We start from the raw sequence: 21097 nt of genomic DNA on the forward strand, positions 1-21097 counted from the left end.
TTTTCTAAATATTTGATAAAATAAACATACTATAACTACCCATTTTTTTCTAATACATCTTTGTTTACTAGTTAATACTTTTTAAATATGAAGAGGTGGCTACATGGAACTACGTCATTTAAAATACTTTATTGCAGTTGCAGAGGAGCTTCATTTTGGTCGAGCTGCCCAACGTTTACAAATGGCACAACCACCTTTAAGCCAACAAATTAAGCAATTGGAAAACGAGTTAGATGTGCTTTTATTTTCCAGAACGAAGCAGCGCGTGGAATTAACGTCAGCTGGTGAAGTTTTTTTAAAGAGAGCCTATGAAATTCTAAACCGTGTACACTTGGCCTGTGAAGAGGCAAGTAGTATAGCTCGAGGGGAATCTGGTCAATTAATATTAGCCTTTACTGGATCCATCGCGTTTGAACTCCTTCCTCTATTACTCCGAAGGTTTCAAGAACAATACCCAAATATCAATATCGTCCTACGACAATTGTCATCAACTGAACAAATGAAAGCACTTCACGACAGCTCCATTCATGTCGGCTTATTGAATCTCCCGATTGAAAATGGATCGTTTCATGTAGAAATGCTACGGGAAGAACCATTTATTGTTGCGTTACCTAAAACACATCGATTAGCAGTTAAAACAGAGCCTATCGATGTCTCTCTCCTCGCTAACGAACAGTTCATCATGACACCTAGAAAAGCCGGAGAAAGCTATTATGATGCGATCATTAGCCTTTGTCAGCATGCCGGCTTTAGTCCTAAAAAGACCCAAGAAGCACTAGAGTTACATACGGCATTATCGTTTGTTGCTTCCGGAATCGGTATTGCTTTACTTCCGTCTTCCATTCAATTTGTAAAAAACGATGATATTGTCTACTTACAACTCAAAAAAAGTTATACAACATGCAAAATTGGCGCAGCCTGGAGCAAGAAAGAAACCTCTCCAGTTGTTCACTCCTTTATTTCCTTTTTGCATGAAGCTACCATTTAACTCTATTGAAAATGAAAAAGTGGAGAAAGTTTAATATTTCGAATTTCTTTGCATATTCATTGTAAACGGAGAAATTAGAAGATTTAACGTGAGGATTAATCAAAATGGCATGGTTTAAGCCTTAAATCCTTTATCAGACTTATTTGAAAAGAAAACTCCTCTCCCCCTATCATTTCTTATTGCCTTTCTTAGATGGAGGAAGAGGGGTTTACGGCTATTCTATTCATCAACTATCCTAAGCGTGGATTTCCTTCCCATATACAGCCAGGGCTGCCTCGCCAATCGCTTCCGCTAATGTTGGGTGAGGGTGGATCGTATTGGCAATATCCATGGCCGTTGCCTCTAATACTTGCGCAAGGCCTGCCTCTGTAATCATATCTGTTACATGAGGACCAACCATATGTGTCCCTAACAACTTATTAGACCCTTCTTCTACAATAAGTTTAACAAAACCATCTGATTCACCAAAAACAAGAGCCTTCCCAATCGCACGGAACGAGAATTTACCTATTTTTACTTGATATCCTTTTTCCTTTGCCTCTTCTTCTGTTAGTCCAACACTTGCGACCTCTGGGCTACTGTATACACATTTTGAAACAAGCGTTGGATTAAGTGGTACTGGGTTCTCCCCTGCAATATGTTCAATGGCGATGATCCCCTCATGTGAAGCAACATGGGCAAGCTGCAACCCACCAATCACATCACCAATGGCATATACGTTTTGTTCATTCGTTTGATAATACTCATTTGTTTGAATACAAGCTCGCTCTACCACAACACTCGTATTTTCGAGGTTTATCCCTTCTATGTTTGGCAATCTTCCAACCGATACTAATAGTTTATCAGCTGAAAAGGACGTTTCTTTCCCTTTATAGTCTGCCTTAATAGAAACACCCTCGCCTTTTTCTAACGTTTCAGGAAGCACTTTTGCCCCTGTTACGATTTTCACGCCTTTTTTCTTCATTAAACGCTGAACTTCCTTTGAAATATCTTTATCTTCTGTCGGTAAAATGCGATCGGCATATTCGATCACTGTCACCGCTAATCCAAAGTCTATCAGCATCGAAGCCCATTCGATTCCAATCACGCCTCCGCCAACAATAAGGATGGAATCTGGAAGCTCTTCCATTTGTAGCGCTTCATCCGATGTCATCACATACTGCCCATCTGCTTCTAGACCGGGAAGTGTCCTTGGCCGGGATCCTGTTGCTAGGACAATATTTCGGGTGGTTAAGATCGTCTCCTGATCATCTTGATTCAATTTTACTAAAACATCTTTTGTCTGCAGAATACTGCCTTTTCCCTCGTACACATCGATTTTCCCTTTTTTCATTAAATGTTGAACACCTTTAAATAAGCGTTCTGTGATTTCTTCTTTGCGAGCTTGTACTTTTTGGAAGTCCAGACCTACTTCAGGAGCAATGACTCCATACTTCTCTGCATTTTTTGTATTCGCATATACTTCTGCGCTTCTTAATAGCGCCTTACTCGGGATACAACCTGCATGAAGGCATGTCCCGCCAAGTTTTCCTTGCTCTACAACCGCAGCCTTTAATCCTAATTGCGACGCACGTATGGCAGCCACATACCCACCAGTTCCTCCACCGATAATGACCACATCATATTCTTGATTCATCTACTATTTCCCCCTTTTACTTCAATCTTGATCAAAAAATAACGCCAATCTATGTACCCAAGAAGAAAAAACGGTTAGCAATCTCTGAGTCTATCAATCTAATTCTATTGCGCAGGCACTAGAGGAAAACTGTTCTCCCACGATAAAGCCTTGATCGTCTAGATAATCAATTTGTGTCTCTTCATCTAAATAGCGTTTTGTAAAATGGTCCAAGCGAATCTGAATTCCCTCATATTCAATAATGGTATCGTTTCTTCGAGGTTCGTCCCACACAATGGAGAACTTTACTGACAAACCACAGCCACCTGCAACATCAGCGTCAATTCTTGGAACTAGTTTTTCTTGAGACGCCACTTCTTGCAATTTATTCATGGCTACCTCTGATATCTTGATGACCATCAATTTCTCCCTCCTCTAGCCGCCTATTTTTTGATGAAGCACTCACCTGAACGGCTCAGACCTGTTCATCTGCATGATAAGTAGAAGAAAATTGGCATTTCTGCACTCATATGAAACCACCGAGTGTGAAATAATGAGAAACTGATCTTCTCGCTATTTTCATTCCCGGTGGTTCATGCTCAATCATTCATTTAGGATTTTACCGTTTCTTTCTCAACTTCTACTGCTTTTTCATAACGCAAAATAGGTTGTCTCGCAGCTTGTACTTCATCCAATCGACCAATGACTGTCGTATGTGGTGCTTCTAAAACGACCCCAGGATTATCTTCCACTTCCTTGGCGATTTGAATCATCACATCTGCAAACGCATCGAGGGTTTCTTTTGACTCTGTTTCAGTCGGTTCAATCATTAAACATTCCTCTACATTCAACGGGAAGTAGATAGTTGGCGGATGATAACCGAAATCAAGCAATCGTTTGGCCATATCTAGTGTTCTAACTCCAAGTTTTTTCTGTCTAGAGCCAGATAGAACAAATTCATGCTTACATATTTGTGAATATGGCGCTTCAAAATATGGCTCTAATCGTTTGCGAAGATAATTCGCATGAAGGACAGCACTTTCCGATACTTGACGCAATCCTTCTGGTCCCATTGTACGAATATACGTATAGGCACGTAATAGAATACCGAAGTTACCGTAATATCCTTTTACTCTACCGATCGAGAGTGGATGATCTGAGTTTAATACATATTTCTCACCGTCTTTTTCAACGCGTGGCACAGGCAAGTAAGGAATCAATTTCTCTTTCACACCGACTGGACCTGCACCTGGTCCACCGCCACCATGAGGTGTCGTAAATGTTTTGTGGAGATTTAAGTGCACAATATCAAAGCCCATTTGCCCCGGTGTTGTTTTACCTAAAATGGCGTTTGCATTTGCTCCATCATAGTATAATAACCCGCCCGCTTCATGAACGACTTGGGCAATTTCTACAATTTCTTTTTCAAAAAGACCAAGTGTATTCGGGTTTGTCAACATGAGAGCCGCTGTATTTGGACCGACATGCTTCTTTAGCTCTTCTAAATTTACTAATCCATTTTCATTGGATGGTATCGTAATCGTTTCAAAACCTGCTACTGTTGCACTTGCAGGGTTCGTACCGTGTGCAGAGTCTGGAACAAGCACTTGCTTCCTCGTTTCTCCTTTTTGGGCATGGTAGGCTTTCACCATCATTAACCCTGTCCATTCACCTTGAGCTCCCGCTGATGGCTGCAAAGTGACCGCATCCATTCCTGTGATGACTGCTAACTCTTCTTGTAGTTCATATAGCACTTCTAATGCACCTTGTACCGTTTCAACAGGCTGGTACGGATGAATGCGGCTAAACCCTTCCAAACGTGCAACATCTTCATTGATTTTCGGATTGTACTTCATCGTACAAGAACCAAGTGGATAAAAGCCGTTATCGATCCCATGGTTTTTATTAGAGAGCGCTGTGTAATGTCTTACAAGTTGCAACTCTGATACTTCCGGGAGTTCTGCAGGTACGTCACGAATTAAATGCTTCGGAAGTTTATTAGTAATATCAACAGAGTCCACATCACTTTCCGGAAGACTTGAACCGATACGTCCTGGACGACTAATTTCAAAAATCAAATCATTGTATTCAACCATTTACAATCGCCTCCAAAACCTCTACAAATTGATCAATCTCTTCTTTGGTTCGTTGTTCAGTCACAGCAAGTAGCATTTGATTTTCATGGCCATAATCGCTTTCCAAATCAAAGCCGCCAATGATTCCCGCTTCTAGTAGTTTCGCATTAACTTCCTTGACTGGACGAGGAAGCTCGACAACAAACTCATTGAAGAATGGGGATTGATTCAGAATGACAAACCCTTTCTGTTTCAGCATTTTTGCCATATAGTCTGCTTTCTCCAAATTTAATTGAGCCATCTGACGAATCCCTTGCTTGCCAAGTGATGTCATGCAGATTGAAGAGGCAAGAGCATTTAATGCCTGGTTCGAACAAATATTGGATGATGCTTTATCACGACGGATATGCTGTTCACGGGCTTGCAGTGTTAATACGAAGCCGCGTTGGCCTTTTTCATCTTCTGTTTGGCCGACAATCCGGCCTGGTATTTTACGCATAAATTTTTTACTGACCGCAAAATAGCCACAATGTGGACCACCAAATGACATCGGAATGCCTAATGGTTGCATATCACCGATCACAATATCTGCCCCAAGCTTCCCAGGTGCCTGTAAAAGTGCAAGTGCGAGTGGGTTGGCACTTACAATGAAAAGAGCCTTGTTTTCTTCGGCAATTTTCTTAATCTCCGTTAAATCTTCAATTGAACCAAAGAAATTCGGATATTGAATAATGACTGCTGCTGTATCTTTATCAATTTGCTCCTTTAATTTTCCTAAATCAGTAATCTCATCAGTCAGTTGGATTTCTTCAACTGTATATCCTGGACCATCTGCTACCGTACGTAATATAGCCCGAGACTCAGGATGCACTGCTTTCGATACAAGAATTTTTGAACGTCTTGTTGATGCAACAGCAAGTGATGCTGCTTCTGCAAGCGATGTAAAGCCATCGTACATCGAAGAATTCGCTACATCCATTCCTGTTAATTCACATACCATCGTCTGAAATTCGAAAATCGCTTGGAGTTCACCTTGACTGATTTCTGGTTGGTATGGAGTATAAGCTGTGTAAAATTCAGAGCGTGAAATCATATGGTTGACTACGCTAGGAATGTAGTGATCATACGTACCTGCACCGAGAAATGTTGGGTATTGATTGGCATTTATGTTTTTCGTAGCAAGCTGATTCATTTTCTTCATGAGAAGTGGTTCAGGAACGGCCTGTGGGATATTTAGCTCCCCTTGTAGTCTAATATCAGCTGGGATATCTTCAAACAATTCATCTATGGAAGAAACCTGTAAAAACTCGAGCATTTCCTCCTGATCCTGTTTCGTATCAGGGAGGTATCTGTAAGTTGAAGTCATATTATTCCTCTCCTTCATTCGTAAATGCTTCGTACTCTTCTTCATTAAGAAGCGATTCCAACTCTTCTGGGTTAGAGATTTCTACTTCGATTAACCATCCTGCTTCAAATGGATTTTCATTAATCGTCTCTGGAGCGCCTTCTAACTCTTCATTTACAGCCACGACTGTACCTGATACAGGAGAGTATAGTTCAGAAACTGCTTTAACGGATTCGATTGTTCCCATCGTTTCATTGACGATTACTTCATCATCAATTTCAGGATTCTCAACAAACACGATATCCCCTAACGCCTTCTGGGCATAATCAGAGATCCCAATCCGAACACGATTACCTTCTAATTGTTCCACCCACTCATGCTCTTTGCTATATAGTAAATTTGCTGTCGCTTTTGTCATTGTTTTTCGTCCTTTCAGCTTTTGTATATTCTGATATGAAATCGAGTTACTAGCATCATCCTTATCTTTAGCATGATGCTAGTAAACTTAGAAATTACTTTTTATAGAATGGTGTTTTTACAACAACAGCATCAATCTGCTTATTACGGATTTCCACTTTTAGTAACGTCCCCACTTCAGCATGTTCCACAGAGATCAAAGCAAGGCCGATACTCTTCTTCAATGATGGTGATTGTGTGCCTGATGTAACGATTCCTATTTCCTCGCCATCTTCAGAAACTACTTTATAGCCATGACGTGGAATCCCCCGACCTGTTACTTCAATCCCTACGATTTTTCTCGTTAATCCAGCTTCTTTTTGTGCAGAAAGTGCCGCTTTTCCAATAAAGTCACTTTCTTTATTGATTTTTACGACAAAACCGACTCCTGCTTCAAGTGGACTAATTTCGCTGCTAAGTTCTTGACCATATAGTGGAAGACGCGCTTCTAGGCGAAGTGTATCTCGGGCACCAAGGCCACACGGTTTTAATCCTTCTGATGTTCCTACTTCTAAAAGCTTCTCCCAAAGTGCTACCACTTGGTCTTTTTGTAAATAGAGTTCAAACCCGTCTTCTCCTGTATAGCCTGTCCGGGAAACAAGCACATCTGTAATGCCAGAAATAGTAACATGTTGTGCAAATTTAAATACACCAATTGCTGATAAATCAGTATCCGTTACCTTTTGTAAAATCACTTCTGCCTTTGGTCCCTGAATCGCTAGTTGAGCGATATCATCGGAGATATTTTCAAGTTTCATGTCTCCTTTGACATACTTCTTCATCCATTCCACATCTTTTTCAATGTTTCCAGCATTAATCACGAGTAAATATTTTTCATCCGCCAATTTGTACACTAATATATCATCGACCGTTCCACCGTCTGGATAGCACATTGCCGTATACTGTGCCTGATTGATCGCAAGTTTCGTTATGTCATTCGTTACAAGATGATTGATATAAGCACATGCATCTTTTCCTTCTACAAGTACTTCCCCCATATGAGAGACATCAAAAAGGCCTGATTCTGTACGTACCGCTTCATGTTCTTCTAAAATGCTTGAGAACTGAACGGGCAAAGCCCAACCACCAAAATCAATCACTTTCGCTCCATATTTTCCATATGTTTCAAAAAGTGGTGTTTGCTTTAATGCTGTTTCTGTACTCATGATTTACCCCCGATTAAGATTTTCTGCAAAATAGACGTTCTTTTACCTCTTTACCCGTTTCGGTCATCGCTAGCCCACCAAGAGCGGTTTCCCGAAGCGTCCGCGGCATATCCTTTCCAACTTTATACATCGCTTCAATGACTTCATCACACGGAATCCGACTCTCAACACCAGCAAGGGACATATCAGCCGCTGAAAAGGCAATGGAAGTACCGATTACATTCCGTTTGATGCAAGGAACTTCAACAAGCCCTCCGACCGGATCGCAAACTAAGCCTAAAAGGGACTTCATCGCAATAGCGGTTGCATTCACGACTTGTTGTGGTGTCCCACCTTTTAACTCAACGATTGTTCCAGCTGCCATCGCTGTTGCAGACCCGACCTCTGCTTGACAGCCTCCAGCTGCTCCTGAGATGAACGAGCGGTTCGCAATGACAAGCCCTAGCATACTTGCCGTAAACAAGCCCTTCACTAACTCTTTATAAGGTGTGCCATCATTTTTATGAAGCGAAAATAATACGCCAGGTAAAATCCCTGCTGCTCCAGCAGTTGGCGTTGCCACAATGACGCCCATTCTGGCATTATTTTCAGAAGTGGCTAATGAATAGCTCATAGCATTGCTTATATAATTGCCTGATAGGGATTTACCTTGCCGAACGTATTCAGACATCTTCACGGCATCACCGCCAGAAATCCCACTTGGCGCCGTGGAAGCATCTTTAATCCCACTATCCACTGCTTCTTTCATTTTGATCAATCGCTCTTCCATCATGCGAATAATCGTATCTTCGTCTCTTCCTGACTTTTTTGCTTCCACCATTAACATCATTTCACTAATGGACTTTTTTTCCCGTTCACAAGCTTCTATAAGCTCTTTCATAGACTGAATTTCCATCATATCGCCTTCACCAATACTTTCTCTTTCCGTTGATAAGGTTTCGCAAGGATCGAAAAATCATCTCCAGCGCTAAGACGAATCGATACCATCTCATCATCAATCATAAAGATCTTCGATAGGCCACCTCCGAGTGATACACCACCAACCGTGACAACATGATCATCACGTTTTGCTGTTACAATGGTTGTATTTGGGTGGTCCATATACTCGCAAATGTTTTCGAATTCAAACTGGTACTGCATACCACATTCTTTTGCTTTTTCCAATGCGTATTTGATTTCGGAATCATCGGTATTCATCCCGAGTAATCCACCAAGAAGTGCTTTATCTGTTCCATGTCCTTGGTAGGTTTCAGCAAACGAATCATAAAATACAATGTTGGTCTCTTGGGGATAATCTCCTAACAGTTCATAAATAAATTTTCCAATCGATACAACACCAGCTGTATGAGAACTCGACGGTCCGACCATGATTGGGCCGATTATGTCAAAACAACTTTGAAATTCCATGATTCTCCCCCTTTCTTACACCGTTACTGCTTGTTGAAATAACGGATACGCACTACAAATCGCTTTAGTTGTTACTTTTGCTTTTTCAAGAACGGCTTCATCGCCTTTATTTGTTAAAACGTCCGCGATCACTTTTCCGATTTTCACCATTTCTTCTTGTTTCATGCCACGCGTTGTTAACGCAGCTGTTCCGATACGGATTCCACTCGTAACAAATGGTTTCTCTGGATCAAACGGAATCGTATTTTTATTTACGGTAATGCCCACTTCTTCTAATAATTTCTCGGCTTCTTTTCCAGTTAAATTCCATGGACGTAAATCTAATAGGACAATATGATTATCTGTTCCACCAGAAACGAGGGCCGCTCCTTCATTCTTTAAGGTTTCGCCAAGTATTGCCGCATTGTCAATAACTTGGTTGGCATACTCTTTAAAACTTGGTTGTAAAGCTTCTCTGAAAGCAACCGCTTTTGCAGCAATGATATGCATCAGTGGTCCACCTTGAATACCAGGGAATATCGATTTATTAACCGCTTTAATCATCTCTTCATCATTTGTTAAGATGATACCGCCACGCGGGCCACGCAATGTTTTATGTGTCGTACTTGTCACAACATCGGCATATGGAATTGGAGATGGATGAAGTCCAGCTGCTACTAGTCCTGCAATATGCGCCATATCGACCATAAGTTTTGCCCCGACTTGATCAGCAATTTTTCTAAAGCGAGCAAAGTCGATCGTTCTTGGATAAGCACTTGTCCCTGCAATAATCAATTTCGGTTTTTCTTTCTTGGCGATCTCTTCTAATTCATCGTAATCAATGACTTGCGTATCTTCCCTCACACCATAAGATACAATGTCAAACCATTTTCCTGAAACACTAACAGGGCTTCCATGTGTTAAATGTCCACCATGTGAAAGGTTCATTCCCATTACTTTATCTCCAGGCTGAAGCAGTGCGAAGAAAACGGCAAAATTTGCTTGTGCTCCTGAGTGTGGCTGAACATTGGCATATTTAGCGCCAAATAGCTCCGTTACGCGCTCGATCGCTGTTTGTTCTGCCACGTCAACAAATTCACACCCGCCATAATAACGCTTTCCTGGATACCCTTCTGCATATTTATTCGTCATCACGCTTCCCATCGCTTCTAATACATCTTCGCTTACAATATTTTCTGATGCGATTAACTCAAGTGTTTGAAGTTGGCGCTCTCGTTCCTTTTCAATCGCTCCAAAAATAATAGAATCATTTTGCTGTAAACTCATATATACTCCCCCTCAATTTTTTTGTACGACACCATGTTCGAATCCTTTCAACTTAGCTAGTGAAACCACTCTCTCACTATCACTCTTCTTTTCTGAGAAAACTGTGGAGATACGCTCCCGTTTTTGCACGCAAAAAAGGACAGAAAAGGGTAGCGTGACTTTCTCTACCCTTCCCTGTCCTTTTACCTGAGAGTTTAACCCTATGATTCATAGAGTCGTTCCCCTTTGGTGGCGTACTACTTATACGCGCTCTCCAGAGGTGCGTCCGATTGTGGTTCCATCTACCTGAGAGATTTGCTCCAAGGGTCTTTTTGGAACTTGCTCCTTCGGTGGCTTGTTACATTGCACTCTCCCACAACCGTCATTCGCTCATATTTAGTTACTGTTATATTCAGAATAGTTGCATAAGGTAGATCTGTCAAGGTTATTTTGTAAACGCTAACATTTATTTAGATTTGGTTGACTAAAAGCGTGGGTAGTTGAATCGAAACGAATACGATCAAAAAACCTATATAGATGATCAGAACGCACTGAAAAAGTAACTCATTTTGAAAGTAGCGAAGATTTTTATTAATATACAGACAATAGAAGAAGCTAACAACCTATATAGAGTAGGTCGTTAGCTTTAAAAGGACTTTTTCAGTGGCCTCAGATGATTAACACAGGCTTTTTTGCTCTTATTTCATTTATAGGACACGGGCGGGATTTTTGTCCGTTCCCTCTTAATTTCCCACTGTTTTTCTTTGATCAACATGATCCCCCTTTGGTTTCCGCATCTTATAGATCGTAATCAGCAAAATAAACCAAACAGGAGTTATGAACAAAGCAACTCGAGTATCTTCCGCAAGTGCAAGTACGACAAGAACGAACGCTAGGAAAGTAAGGATCAAGTAATTGGAAAATGGATATAGTGGCAATTTAAATTTGTTCACTTTCGCTAGATCTGGTCTTGTTTTGCGGTACTTCAAATGGCTGATGACAGTAATTCCCCAAATAAAGATGAAACATACCGTAGAAATACTTGTAATCAGCGTAAATACGCCTTCTGGCATGACATAATTCAAAACAACGGCTATTAGAATGACAACAGTTGAAAAGAATAATGCATTGGAAGGTACTTTACGAGAAGTAAGTTTTGTAAATGGTATAGGTGCATTTTTATCATTGGCAAGGGAGTATACCATCCGGCTTGTACTGAAAATAGCGCTGTTACATGCTGAAGCTGCGGATGTTAGGACGACAAAATTGACAATACCAGCAGCTGCTGCGATTCCAACTGCCACGAAGACTTGGACAAATGGGCTTTCCATTGGATTGATGGCATTCCACGGATAAATACTCATGATGACAATAAGTGCGCCAAGGTAGAAAATGATAATCCGAATCGGGATATTGTTGATTGCTTGTGGGATCACCTTTTCTGGATTTTCTGTTTCACCTGCTGTAAGTCCTACAAGTTCAATGCCAACAAACGCAAATACGACCATCTGGAATGAAAGGATAAAGCCATTTATGCCATTTGGGAACATGCCTCCGTGGCTCCATAGATTCGTGAAGCTGGATGCGCCTGAATTCGTGGAAAAGCCTTTAATAATCATGAAAATACCGATCACAATGAGTGCTAAAATCGCGATGACTTTAATTAATGCGAACCAGAATTCCATTTCGCCAAAAAGTTTTACGGTTGCAAGGTTCATCATGAGCAAAATGACAAGTGCAATTAATCCCGGCATCCACTGTGGTACATCAGGAAGCCAATATTGGGTATAGAGACCAACTGCTGTTAAGTCGGCCATTGCGATTGAAATCCAGCAAAACCAGTAAGTCCAGCCGGTAATAAATGCGGCCATGTTCCCTAAATAGTCTTTTACAAAGTCAACAAAAGAGTCGTATTCCAAATTGGATAGGAGTAGTTCTCCAAGTGCGCGCATGATTAAAAAGCAAATGACGCCTGTAATCATGTAAGCAAATAAAATCGACGGCCCTGCTAAATGAATCGATTTTCCTGCTCCAAGAAATAATCCCGTTCCGATCGCCCCGCCAATAGCAATTAGCTGCACGTGTCTGTTTTTTAGACCTCTCGCCAGTTTTTGTTCCTGCATACAATTTCCCACTCTCTACTTTTTTAGGTTGTTTGCAATTTTAACATATTAATAGCTTAATAAAAGTTTACCATATTATCCGTCAATTCGACACCGAAAAGAATGCGCTTACATTTATAATATAGCGAATATTCTATAAAAACATCCAAAACAATTCCCTTCCTTAGAGTATTCGTTTAGGAACTTTGTTAATAAATTGTAAAAAAATGTCGTAAGTTTGAATTTTCAAAAAAGAAAATATCCAACCATCTACATGGTATACTTTTCAAAAATGAAGACATGTTGCAAAAACAAAGATGAAATGAGTGGATTACTATGTTAGTAGAAGACTTAATACATCGTTTTGAACTTGTAAAAAAGAGAAACCCATTACATGCCAATGAATTATTAGACTATATTCAAAAAGGGTATATTGATGGGGAACTATCGATTGTTGAATACAAAAAACTTTTCTTTGAACTGGACAAACTGGAAGCAGAAAAGCCAATATCATTCTTCATAAAAACAAGGGAACTTTGAAAAATCTACAGAATATTTACCACTCTAACAATATACTCTTTTACTTATTCTAGAATCTAATACACATGGTTAGTAAACAGGAACATCTATTATGAAACGCAGTCAACTCCCCCCACTTAGATTCTAACGAATCTTGAAGTGGGGGCTTGAAAAAGCCTTTGCAATATGTTGAGAATCTTTAGGCTAATGGCTTCATAGTTGTAAAAGATTATTAATAGCCTTTGCTCCCATTGAGCAAAGGCTATTTTTCAAATTTTCGCTATTAAAAATTGCATTATTCAAATTACGACCTTCTATATTGGATTCTAGTATTTTTGTAACTACTCAACAAATAGAGGAAACTCATCACGTATTACCTCGTAAACTAGGTTTCAAACGATCCTTTTTCTCCTGTTTTTATCACTTGTTTAATGGATTCAAACAGGTTCTTTTTTGCTTTTTCAGTGTGCTTAAAAAGCTTCGTGCCATTGTGACGTTCTGTGCGCCCATTTCACTTCGGAATGTATCTGAAACTTTTTGTTTCACTTTGGTCATTCGTAAATCTCGTTCGGCCAAATTATTATCAAAAGGTGTATTTTAGTGTTAAAATACCGATCCAAATCATACAATTTTCATAATAATGTATTGGTTTGCATACATTGAGGAGTTGGAAATATGAATTTCAATATGAAAATTGCGAATCTTTTAGCTGAAAATATACATGGATTTATAGAATTTGTTTATAAAAACCAAGATAAGAAAAGCAGCCTTATTTTAAATATGGATAAAGTGTATCAACTAAAGCTTTTCGTTAAGGAATATAAGCTCCAAATACTTGCTGATGAACTTCAGAGAATCAATCAGTTTTGCTGGAATGAACAATATACTTATTTATTAGTCGAGAGATTTAGAAAAGGGATCGACGTTATTAATGAATATGTAGAAAGGAACTACGATGACTTATTTATTTTTACCGCTAGACTCCACACATTAAAGAGTCTCAGCTTCTTATTAAGAAAAGAGGAATCACGATAGGCCTTTTCTAACACTCTCTAGCTAATAGATCCCTATCTTTCAACAGAATCATTATTCAGAAATAGCTGAATGACCTTTGATGGATAAGGAAATCCTTTTATCTGTTCCCTCTGTTTGTCAGCACGATTGAAGCAGCCTAGCATAAAGCACATTTTGTAACATTCAAATCTATCTTTTTTAATATGATGAATATAAGTATACGGATGGTTCGTAGCCTTTGCTCCCAGAGAGCAAAGGCTAGTAAGTTCTAGTATTTTTTAAGTGCCTCAATCATTAGCTGCCAAAAACCTTCTACATCAAGTTCTACTCCAAACTTCGCATTCACTTTTCTACCAGTCACCCCATGTAGATCAACCAACGTGGTTCCTGCGGTAAATTCGCCTTTCGTTTCCACGGTAATATTGACCTCTTTCATCTTAAACAATTCTGGTGCTACACAATATGCGACAGTTAATACGTCGTGTACGGGTGCCCCATCAAAATCAAACATTTCTTTATATGTGGATGCAAAAAATACTAATAATTCACCAACAATTTTTGCTACATGGTTATCAATTTCATTTACTTGATCGATCACTTCTTTTGTTGCCAAGGCTTGATGTGTGATATCTAATCCCATCACAACGATCGGAATCCCACTATCAAATACTTTTTTTGCAGCTTCTGGATCCGCCCAAATATTAAATTCAGCCGTTGGCGTCCAGTTGCCAAATGTTCCTCCACCCATAAGAACAATTTCTTCGATATTGTCCTTAATTTCTGGTGCTTTTGATAAAGCTATAGCAATATTTGTCAATGGACCTGTTGGTAGAATGGTCACGGGCTCTTTTGACTCTTTTAACAGTCTTATGATCGTATCAGCCCCATGCTCCTCACTCCAACTACGAGAAGGTTCGGGCAATTCTGGACCGTCCAACCCTGAATCTCCATGAATACCAGGTGCGGTTTCTCGGATCCGAATCAATGGATCACTTGCCCCTTTTGATACCACAACATCCGTTAGTGAAACTAAATCACATATTTTTAAGGCATTCATCGTCGTTTTTTCAATTTCTGCATTTCCAGAAACGGTTGTAATCGCTAAAATTTCCAATTCCGATCTTGCAGCAGCTAAAATAATCGCAATAGCGTCATCATGTCCTGGATCACAATCCATAATAATTTTTCTTGTCGTCATAATCATTCACTCCTAATATAAATTTACATGACAATACCCATAATTGTTCCCGAAATGACAGATGCTAATGTCGCACCTAACAATAATTTCAATGAAAATTTTGCAACATGACTTCCTTGTTTTTCACTAATTGATTTGATTGAACCTGCCACAATACCTATAGTTCCAAAGTTCGCAAAACTCACTAAATAAACGGATACAATAGCAATGGTTTTATCGGAAAGATGGTTTGAAATTTCCCCAAAATTCAACATAGCAACAAATTCGTTCGTTATAAGTTTTGTCGCCATAATTCCACCTGCTTGTACAGTTTCTGCCCATGGAACACCCATTAAGAAAGCGATTGGTGCAAAAATATACCCAATAACCGTTTGGAAAGAGACTTGAAATACGCCTACAAAAACCACATTAATCAATTCCATCAAGGAAATAAACCCCATTAGCATAGCGGCAACAATTATAACAATTTTAAATCCATCCATTACACTTTCGCCAATCATTTGGAAGAACGGAAGTCTTTCTTTTTCTTCAATTTTAATTAAATCTTCATCCTCGTCTAAATCATACGGGTTAATAATATTAGCAACGATAAGTGCACTGAAGATATTCAATACAACAGCTGTTACAACATACTTTGGCTCTAACATGGTCATATAAGACCCAACCATTGCCATACTTATTGCACTCATTGCTGACGTACAAATGGTATAAAGTCTTTTTGGTGATAGAAGGGGAATTTGTTTGATAATGGTTAAGAACACTTCTGGTTGTCCAAGTGCAGCTGTAGATACAGCGAAATAGCTTTCTAGTTTACCCATTCCTGTTATTTTACTTAAAATGAAACCGATATATTTGATGACGAATGGCAATACTTTTATATAATTTAGTATTCCTATTAAAACAGATATGAAAACAAGCGGTAATAACACGGATAGGAAAAACGTAAATCCACCTTCATTCACCATATCACCAAATACAAATTGGATTCCCGAATTAGCAATTTTCATTAATTTTTCAAAAAAAACGCCTACTTTAGTAATCGCAATTAAACCGATACTCGTATTCATCATGAAGTAAACTAAAATGATTTGCACAGCTAACATGATCAAAATACGTTTATATTTTATTTGTTTTCTATTGTTACTTACTAAAAAAGCAACAACAAAAACAAGTAAAATTCCTGTTAGTAAGAAAATAAAATTCATATTCAGGCTCCCCTCTAAATGGAAACGTTTACAATTATTTTCAAAAAAAACAACTTCTATAAAGTCTAGTTGTTAACATTAATCGAAGACAGCTACCTTTATAGAAGTTGAGTTTATGCTAATGACGAACTTAGTTTAATACTAATGTAGTTTTGTTGTTGAAACTAACTGCTATTTCGGCTCCTACTTTAGCATTATGTTTGACTAATTCGATATTGGCATCAAGACTTTTACCGCCTGTTAATTCTTTAATTTTTCCTAGCAAGAATGGTGTACTATCTTTACCAATAATATGATTTTCTTCTGCTTGTTTGATTGCTTGATTGATAATGCCATTGATATACTCTTCATCCATCGCAAACTCTTCAGGAATCGGATTCGCAATTACTGCTCCACCAGTAAGGTTTAATTCCCATTTTGCTTTTAATGTTTCAGCAATCACATCGATTGAATCCGTAGAGAAGTTTAATTGATATTCACTATTTCTAGTGTAGAATGCTGGCAGGCACTCTGTTTCATAGCCAATGACAGGTACCCCTTTTGTTTCAAGGTATTCTAGTGTAAGCGATAAATCTAGTATTGATTTAGCACCTGCACAAATTACAGCTACATCCGTTTGAGCTAATTCTTCAAGGTCAGCTGAGATATCCATCGTCGTTTCTGCCCCTTTATGAACCCCGCCAATACCACCTGTTACAAAGATTTTGATGTCTGCTAAGTCCGCACAAATCATCGTTGTCGCAACAGTCGTTGCTCCTAATTTCTTAGTAGCAATAATTTGAGCTAAATCACGTCTTGATACTTTCGCAACATCTGAACTTTTACCAAATAACTCCAATTCATCATCCGTTAAACCAATTTTAATTTTCCCATCAATGATCGCAATTGTTGCTGGAACAGCCCCGTTATCTCGAACAATTTGTTCCACTTCACGAGCCATTTTTACGTTTTGAGGATAAGGCATACCATGAGAAATAATCGTAGATTCTAAAGCAACGATTGCTTTTCCTTCTTCTTTTGCTTGTTGTACCTCTTGTGATAATTCAATATACTTTTTCATTTAAAAATTCCTCCATATCCAATTTAAATTGTGTTTGTGACAGTTCTTGTCTAACTGTATATTTTGACATAATTGTTTTATGTGCATTAACCAGACCCGAATTAATAACGCAATCCAATTCTTTCTTTTGTAACCAGGAATAAATCACTCCTGAACAAAATGAATCGCCTGCACCAGTAACATCAATAACCATAGGGGTTTCGATAGCTGGGTAGTAATGAAGCTCACCATTTTCAACCCCTGCCATGACACCTTGTGATCCGTTCGTTACAATCACATTTTTTACCCCTAATTCTAACCAACTCATTACCGAGTTTTCCCAATCTTTCTTATCGTTGATTTTGATATTCATATACGTTTCTGTTTCATCTTTATTTACGATGAGCCAACTCACTGCACTCAAAGTCTTTGGAAGCCTATTCATTTTTGGCGATGAAACAGGGATAATAACCAATGGAATACTATGTATTGATGTGAAGTCACATAGAAATTCAATGGTTTCCCCAGAACAATTTAAATCCACTAGAATACATTTAGCTTTGATAAGAATATCGGTGTTTTTCATAAGCAGCTCAGGTGTAATATGATCAAAAATATCCATATCTGCTAAGGCGATCGATAAATCGCCATGCTCATCTAAAACGGCTGTGTAGGAACCTGTCGAAGAATTTTCAAACTTCGTGACATGATTTAAATTCATAAAAGGTGAGGATGATTTGTAAATATCCGACCAATCTGGATCATCCCCTCTTACTGAAAACAAAACAACTTCTTCGCCTAACCGCCCTAAATTTTCAGCAATATTTCTTGCTACCCCACCAACTGCCCTTGAGGATTTTACTGGATTAGACGTTTGGTAAACCCTTTCATTTTTGATGTATAACTTTTTATCAACATTTGCTCCCCCTATACAGATAATGGGGAATTTTTGTTTTTCCTCATGAAAAGCATTCGTCAAACTCAACACCTCCCCTTTAAAACAATTGTTTAATCAGTAAACATATGTTTAGTATACGCTTACAAATTGAATTGTCAATGAATTTTTAAAAATTAGTTTAAAATACTATTCTTTTCATTTTTATTTCCCCCTAGCCTTACATTTTCACTTAATGTAGGTAAACATATTCCAACAATAATGATGAATACACCCACCATTTGCACGATTGAAACCGTTTCATTTAATAACAAGACGGATACAATCATTGCGATTGGCAATTCAACTGCACTCAAAATGGATGAAGTACCTAATCCCACTTTTGGAATAGCAATACTAAATAAGAAGACCGGAACAACCATTCCGAATAGACCTAACGCTAAACCAAACATCCAAAGCCCTTCACTAAGCAGTGTCCCATTCCAAATGATTTGTGGAGACTGAAAGACAGATGTTGTTATCAAAGCAAAGAAAGAAACCAATACTAAACGATTAGAAGTCGTCATCTTTGCATTTGATTTGCCATTAAAAAATAAGAATAGGGAATAACAAAGAGCTGCTCCTAATCCCCACAACCAACCTTGGATAGGGATCGTCGATAAGTCGACATCTACTAAACCAGCTGCTGGTATAGTTCCGGCAAACAATAAAATGAGAGAAATATACTCCATTCGACTGGGAAATTGCCGATTTGCAATACACGAGATTAACATACCTATCCATGTAAATTGGAATAGAAGAACGACTGCCAAAGAAGCAGGTAAATAATTCAATGAAAGACCGTACAAAATATTAGTCAGCCCCGTAAAAATACCAGCGGGAATAATACTTTTCATTCCTTTCAGATTTACTTTTTTCCCTTGGCTAACAAATATACAAACAGCAATAGCAAAACCGATAACAAATTGACTCGTAACGGCCTCCGAGGCTGAAAATCCCTCACGCATTGCCAGCTTTATGATGGTTGAAACGATGCCATAACTACAAGCCCCTATAACCACCAACAAAGGATACAAATAGCTCTTTCTCATTGATTTTCTCCCCTTTCATGTCTTAAGTAGATCTATCTAAGTAACACCTCAATTCTTAGAAAACAAAAGTTTATCACACAGACATTTGTTAGTAAATGCTATATGACCATTTTTATGCACAAAAAAACCGATACTGCCCTTGTCATAAGGAAATATCGGCCTACTCTTAATTCTTTCGCTTCACTTTGTTTCTTTTCTTTTGCAAAAAATCAAACAACAAAATCACCTTAATATGGTGAATTAAGGGGTCTAAACATTCTTAAAGCTATTTTCAACAAGCGAATACAGTTGTTCTGCTGTCAAATCCGCATTTGTATCCCGTGTTTGCAAAGTGATCGCTGAAGCTGCCATACCTAAACGTACAGCTTGTTCAAAGGATTCATCATGACTCATGCCGAATAGAACACCGCCTATCAACGATTCTTCTACTCCAGCACGATCCAAAATACCAGTTTGTATTGGAAGCAGATACTCTTGTCTTCCATCATGGGCCGACCAAAATACACCCAGTCCGTCCAACGTAACAATAATTTGCTTGACGCCTCTTTGTATTATTTGCTCGCTCGCTTTCTTACAGTCTTCAATCGTTTCAATCTCCATTTGAGACAAGGCGGCTGCTTCTTCACGATTCGCAATCAGCAAATCTATGCCCTGTAAATTATAAGGCAGTCTCAACGCCTTTGGTGCTGAAACGGGATTCACCCATAAAGTCAGTTGCTCTTTTTCGCATCTTTTAATAAGATAGGTCAACGTTTCTTCTGGAAGATTGGAGTCAGCAAATATTATATGAGAGGATGCCAGATGCGACCACCGCGCTTCAATAAATTCAATACTGAACTGGTCATAGATTTGCATATCAGCGACAGCAAGAATCTTTTCACCCGTATCATTAAGAATCGAGGTATAAGTCCCTGTCTTTTCCAGGTTTATTGCTAAACATTGGCTAACATCTACTCCATAGCGTTTCGTTTCTTCCAAAAGCCATCTTCCTTCTTGATCATCTCCGATTAAAGTGATCAGTGACACTTGGCATCCTAACCTGCCTAAGTTCTCTGCTACATTTCGAGAAATACCTCCGCAAGACTGTCTAACCGTTGCAGGGTTGGAAGTACCATACTGAATCGGCTTCAAAGTTTGTGACTTCCGATCTATATTGGCTCCACCGATACAAGTGATTCGTGACTCTTCCCGTACGATGTAAGCACGTCCGAGTATTTCTCCTTTTTTCGTTAAGGTGGATATATATCCAGCCACCGCTGATCTAGAAAGTCCAAGTTTTGCTGATAGTTCTTGTTGAGAAATAAATGGATTTTCTTTAATTAAAGACAAAATGTGCTGATCCTTGACCATGTATTCCCCTTCCCTTTATACAACATCTGTTAATATTGAGTATAATACTTAACATTCGTCGTATGCAACAGATTAAAGGGACTACTTATTCAAAACTATTATTTCGTAGTTCGAAAATACTATATGATACAATTTAAAAATAAACAGGAAAAAAGCAACAATTAAATTAGTTTGTAGCTTTTTTCCTGTTTATTTTACTAGGTAGAATGTGATTGATTATAGATACACTTTTCAAGATTACCCTTCTCCTCTTTCGATTAAGCATGGAAAAGTGACCATGAGATACATAGAAAAATAGTCTTGAGGAAGGCAAAGCGGAAAGAAATAGGATGAAAGATCCTGTCCACCCATGCCAATAATATCAAGATAATCGTTGATCTAAAGAAA

Annotated in this window: 19 protein-coding genes, 1 pseudogene and 1 riboswitch; of the genes and pseudogenes, 3 read left to right on the forward strand and 17 right to left on the reverse strand. The window is 38.8% G+C overall.

What is annotated here, in order from left to right; all coding sequences use genetic code 11:
• Positions 1-103 precede the first annotated feature (103 nt).
• Positions 104-988: a LysR family transcriptional regulator gene (locus tag ACIQZI_RS19840; RefSeq protein ID WP_403076389.1), complete on the forward strand. Its 885-nt coding sequence runs from the start codon at positions 104-106 to the stop codon at positions 986-988.
• A gap of 235 nt (positions 989-1223) precedes the next feature.
• Here the strand turns inward: ACIQZI_RS19840 and lpdA are convergent, their stop codons facing one another.
• The 10 genes from lpdA to ACIQZI_RS19890 all read right to left on the reverse strand — a co-directional run bounded on the left by lpdA (position 1224) and on the right by ACIQZI_RS19890 (position 12420).
• Entirely contained in the window at positions 1224-2624 is a 1401-nt protein-coding gene (gene lpdA, locus ACIQZI_RS19845; RefSeq protein ID WP_062186735.1) for a dihydrolipoyl dehydrogenase, read from the reverse strand.
• A gap of 93 nt (positions 2625-2717) precedes the next feature.
• Entirely contained in the window at positions 2718-3023 is a 306-nt protein-coding gene (locus tag ACIQZI_RS19850; RefSeq protein WP_403076393.1) for an iron-sulfur cluster biosynthesis family protein, read from the reverse strand.
• Positions 3024-3214: 191 nt separating this feature from the next.
• On the reverse strand, positions 3215-4699 hold the full coding sequence (gene gcvPB / locus ACIQZI_RS19855) for an aminomethyl-transferring glycine dehydrogenase subunit GcvPB (protein ID WP_403076398.1): 1485 nt from the start codon (positions 4697-4699) through the stop codon (positions 3215-3217).
• The gene (gene gcvPA, locus ACIQZI_RS19860) at positions 4692-6044 is read right to left on the reverse strand and encodes an aminomethyl-transferring glycine dehydrogenase subunit GcvPA (protein ID WP_403076401.1); all 1353 of its coding nucleotides are present in this window, start codon (positions 6042-6044) and stop codon (positions 4692-4694) included. Before gcvPA ends, gcvPB begins: the two co-directional genes overlap by 8 nt.
• A 1-nt stretch (position 6045) precedes the next feature.
• On the reverse strand, positions 6046-6441 hold the full coding sequence (gene gcvH / locus ACIQZI_RS19865) for a glycine cleavage system protein GcvH (protein WP_403076404.1): 396 nt from the start codon (positions 6439-6441) through the stop codon (positions 6046-6048).
• A 94-nt stretch (positions 6442-6535) separates the two neighbouring features.
• The gene (gcvT, locus tag ACIQZI_RS19870; protein WP_062186744.1) at positions 6536-7645 is read right to left on the reverse strand and encodes a glycine cleavage system aminomethyltransferase GcvT; all 1110 of its coding nucleotides are present in this window, start codon (positions 7643-7645) and stop codon (positions 6536-6538) included.
• Between the two features lie 13 nt (positions 7646-7658).
• Positions 7659-8540 carry an L-serine ammonia-lyase, iron-sulfur-dependent, subunit alpha gene (gene sdaAA, locus ACIQZI_RS19875; protein WP_403076805.1) on the reverse strand — a complete coding sequence of 294 codons (882 nt, stop codon included), beginning with the start codon at positions 8538-8540 and terminating at the stop codon, positions 7659-7661.
• The gene (locus ACIQZI_RS19880) at positions 8540-9052 is read right to left on the reverse strand and encodes a serine dehydratase beta chain (protein WP_403076408.1); all 513 of its coding nucleotides are present in this window, start codon (positions 9050-9052) and stop codon (positions 8540-8542) included. The genes sdaAA and ACIQZI_RS19880 overlap by 1 nt, the downstream gene beginning before the upstream one ends.
• A gap of 15 nt (positions 9053-9067) precedes the next feature.
• Positions 9068-10318, reverse strand: coding sequence for a serine hydroxymethyltransferase (glyA, locus tag ACIQZI_RS19885; RefSeq protein ID WP_403076411.1), 1251 nt, complete (start codon positions 10316-10318; stop codon positions 9068-9070).
• A gap of 262 nt (positions 10319-10580) precedes the next feature.
• Positions 10581-10683, reverse strand: a riboswitch (glycine riboswitch).
• Positions 10684-11040: 357 nt separating this feature from the next.
• Positions 11041-12420 (reverse strand): amino acid permease, encoded by a 1380-nt coding sequence (locus ACIQZI_RS19890; protein WP_403076414.1) that lies wholly within the window; start codon positions 12418-12420, stop codon positions 11041-11043.
• A gap of 315 nt (positions 12421-12735) precedes the next feature.
• Between ACIQZI_RS19890 and yppF the strand changes: the two genes are divergently transcribed.
• On the forward strand, positions 12736-12939 hold the full coding sequence (gene yppF, locus ACIQZI_RS19895; RefSeq protein WP_062186751.1) for a YppF family protein: 204 nt from the start codon (positions 12736-12738) through the stop codon (positions 12937-12939).
• 364 nt (positions 12940-13303) lie between these two features.
• Here yppF and ACIQZI_RS19900 read toward each other — a convergent pair.
• Positions 13304-13509: pseudogene (locus ACIQZI_RS19900) on the reverse strand (IS66 family transposase); the annotation flags it as partial.
• Between the two features lie 84 nt (positions 13510-13593).
• On the opposite strand from ACIQZI_RS19900, the gene ACIQZI_RS19905 reads away from it, so the two are divergent.
• Positions 13594-13953, forward strand: a complete 360-nt coding sequence (locus ACIQZI_RS19905) for a hypothetical protein (RefSeq protein ID WP_403076421.1) — start codon at positions 13594-13596, stop codon at positions 13951-13953.
• A gap of 247 nt (positions 13954-14200) precedes the next feature.
• Here the strand turns inward: ACIQZI_RS19905 and ACIQZI_RS19910 are convergent, their stop codons facing one another.
• The 6 genes from ACIQZI_RS19910 to ACIQZI_RS19935 form a co-directional block, all read right to left on the reverse strand.
• The gene (locus tag ACIQZI_RS19910) at positions 14201-15130 is read right to left on the reverse strand and encodes a nucleoside hydrolase (RefSeq protein ID WP_403076423.1); all 930 of its coding nucleotides are present in this window, start codon (positions 15128-15130) and stop codon (positions 14201-14203) included.
• Positions 15131-15153: 23 nt separating this feature from the next.
• Positions 15154-16335 carry a NupC/NupG family nucleoside CNT transporter gene (locus ACIQZI_RS19915; RefSeq protein ID WP_403076426.1) on the reverse strand — a complete coding sequence of 394 codons (1182 nt, stop codon included), beginning with the start codon at positions 16333-16335 and terminating at the stop codon, positions 15154-15156.
• 130 nt (positions 16336-16465) lie between these two features.
• On the reverse strand, positions 16466-17395 hold the full coding sequence (locus ACIQZI_RS19920; protein WP_062186759.1) for a pseudouridine-5'-phosphate glycosidase: 930 nt from the start codon (positions 17393-17395) through the stop codon (positions 16466-16468).
• Positions 17379-18353 carry a carbohydrate kinase family protein gene (locus ACIQZI_RS19925; protein WP_403076429.1) on the reverse strand — a complete coding sequence of 325 codons (975 nt, stop codon included), beginning with the start codon at positions 18351-18353 and terminating at the stop codon, positions 17379-17381. Before ACIQZI_RS19925 ends, ACIQZI_RS19920 begins: the two co-directional genes overlap by 17 nt.
• 92 nt (positions 18354-18445) lie before the next feature.
• Positions 18446-19360, reverse strand: coding sequence for an EamA family transporter (locus tag ACIQZI_RS19930; RefSeq protein WP_062186764.1), 915 nt, complete (start codon positions 19358-19360; stop codon positions 18446-18448).
• A gap of 249 nt (positions 19361-19609) precedes the next feature.
• Complete coding sequence (locus ACIQZI_RS19935; RefSeq protein WP_403076433.1) at positions 19610-20710, reverse strand: carbohydrate kinase; 1101 nt, start codon at positions 20708-20710, stop codon at positions 19610-19612.
• Positions 20711-21097 lie beyond the last annotated feature (387 nt).

Origin of the sequence: Peribacillus sp. NPDC096379, from assembly GCF_044762875.1 — a bacterium.
Lineage (GTDB): Bacteria > Bacillota > Bacilli > Bacillales > DSM-1321 > Peribacillus.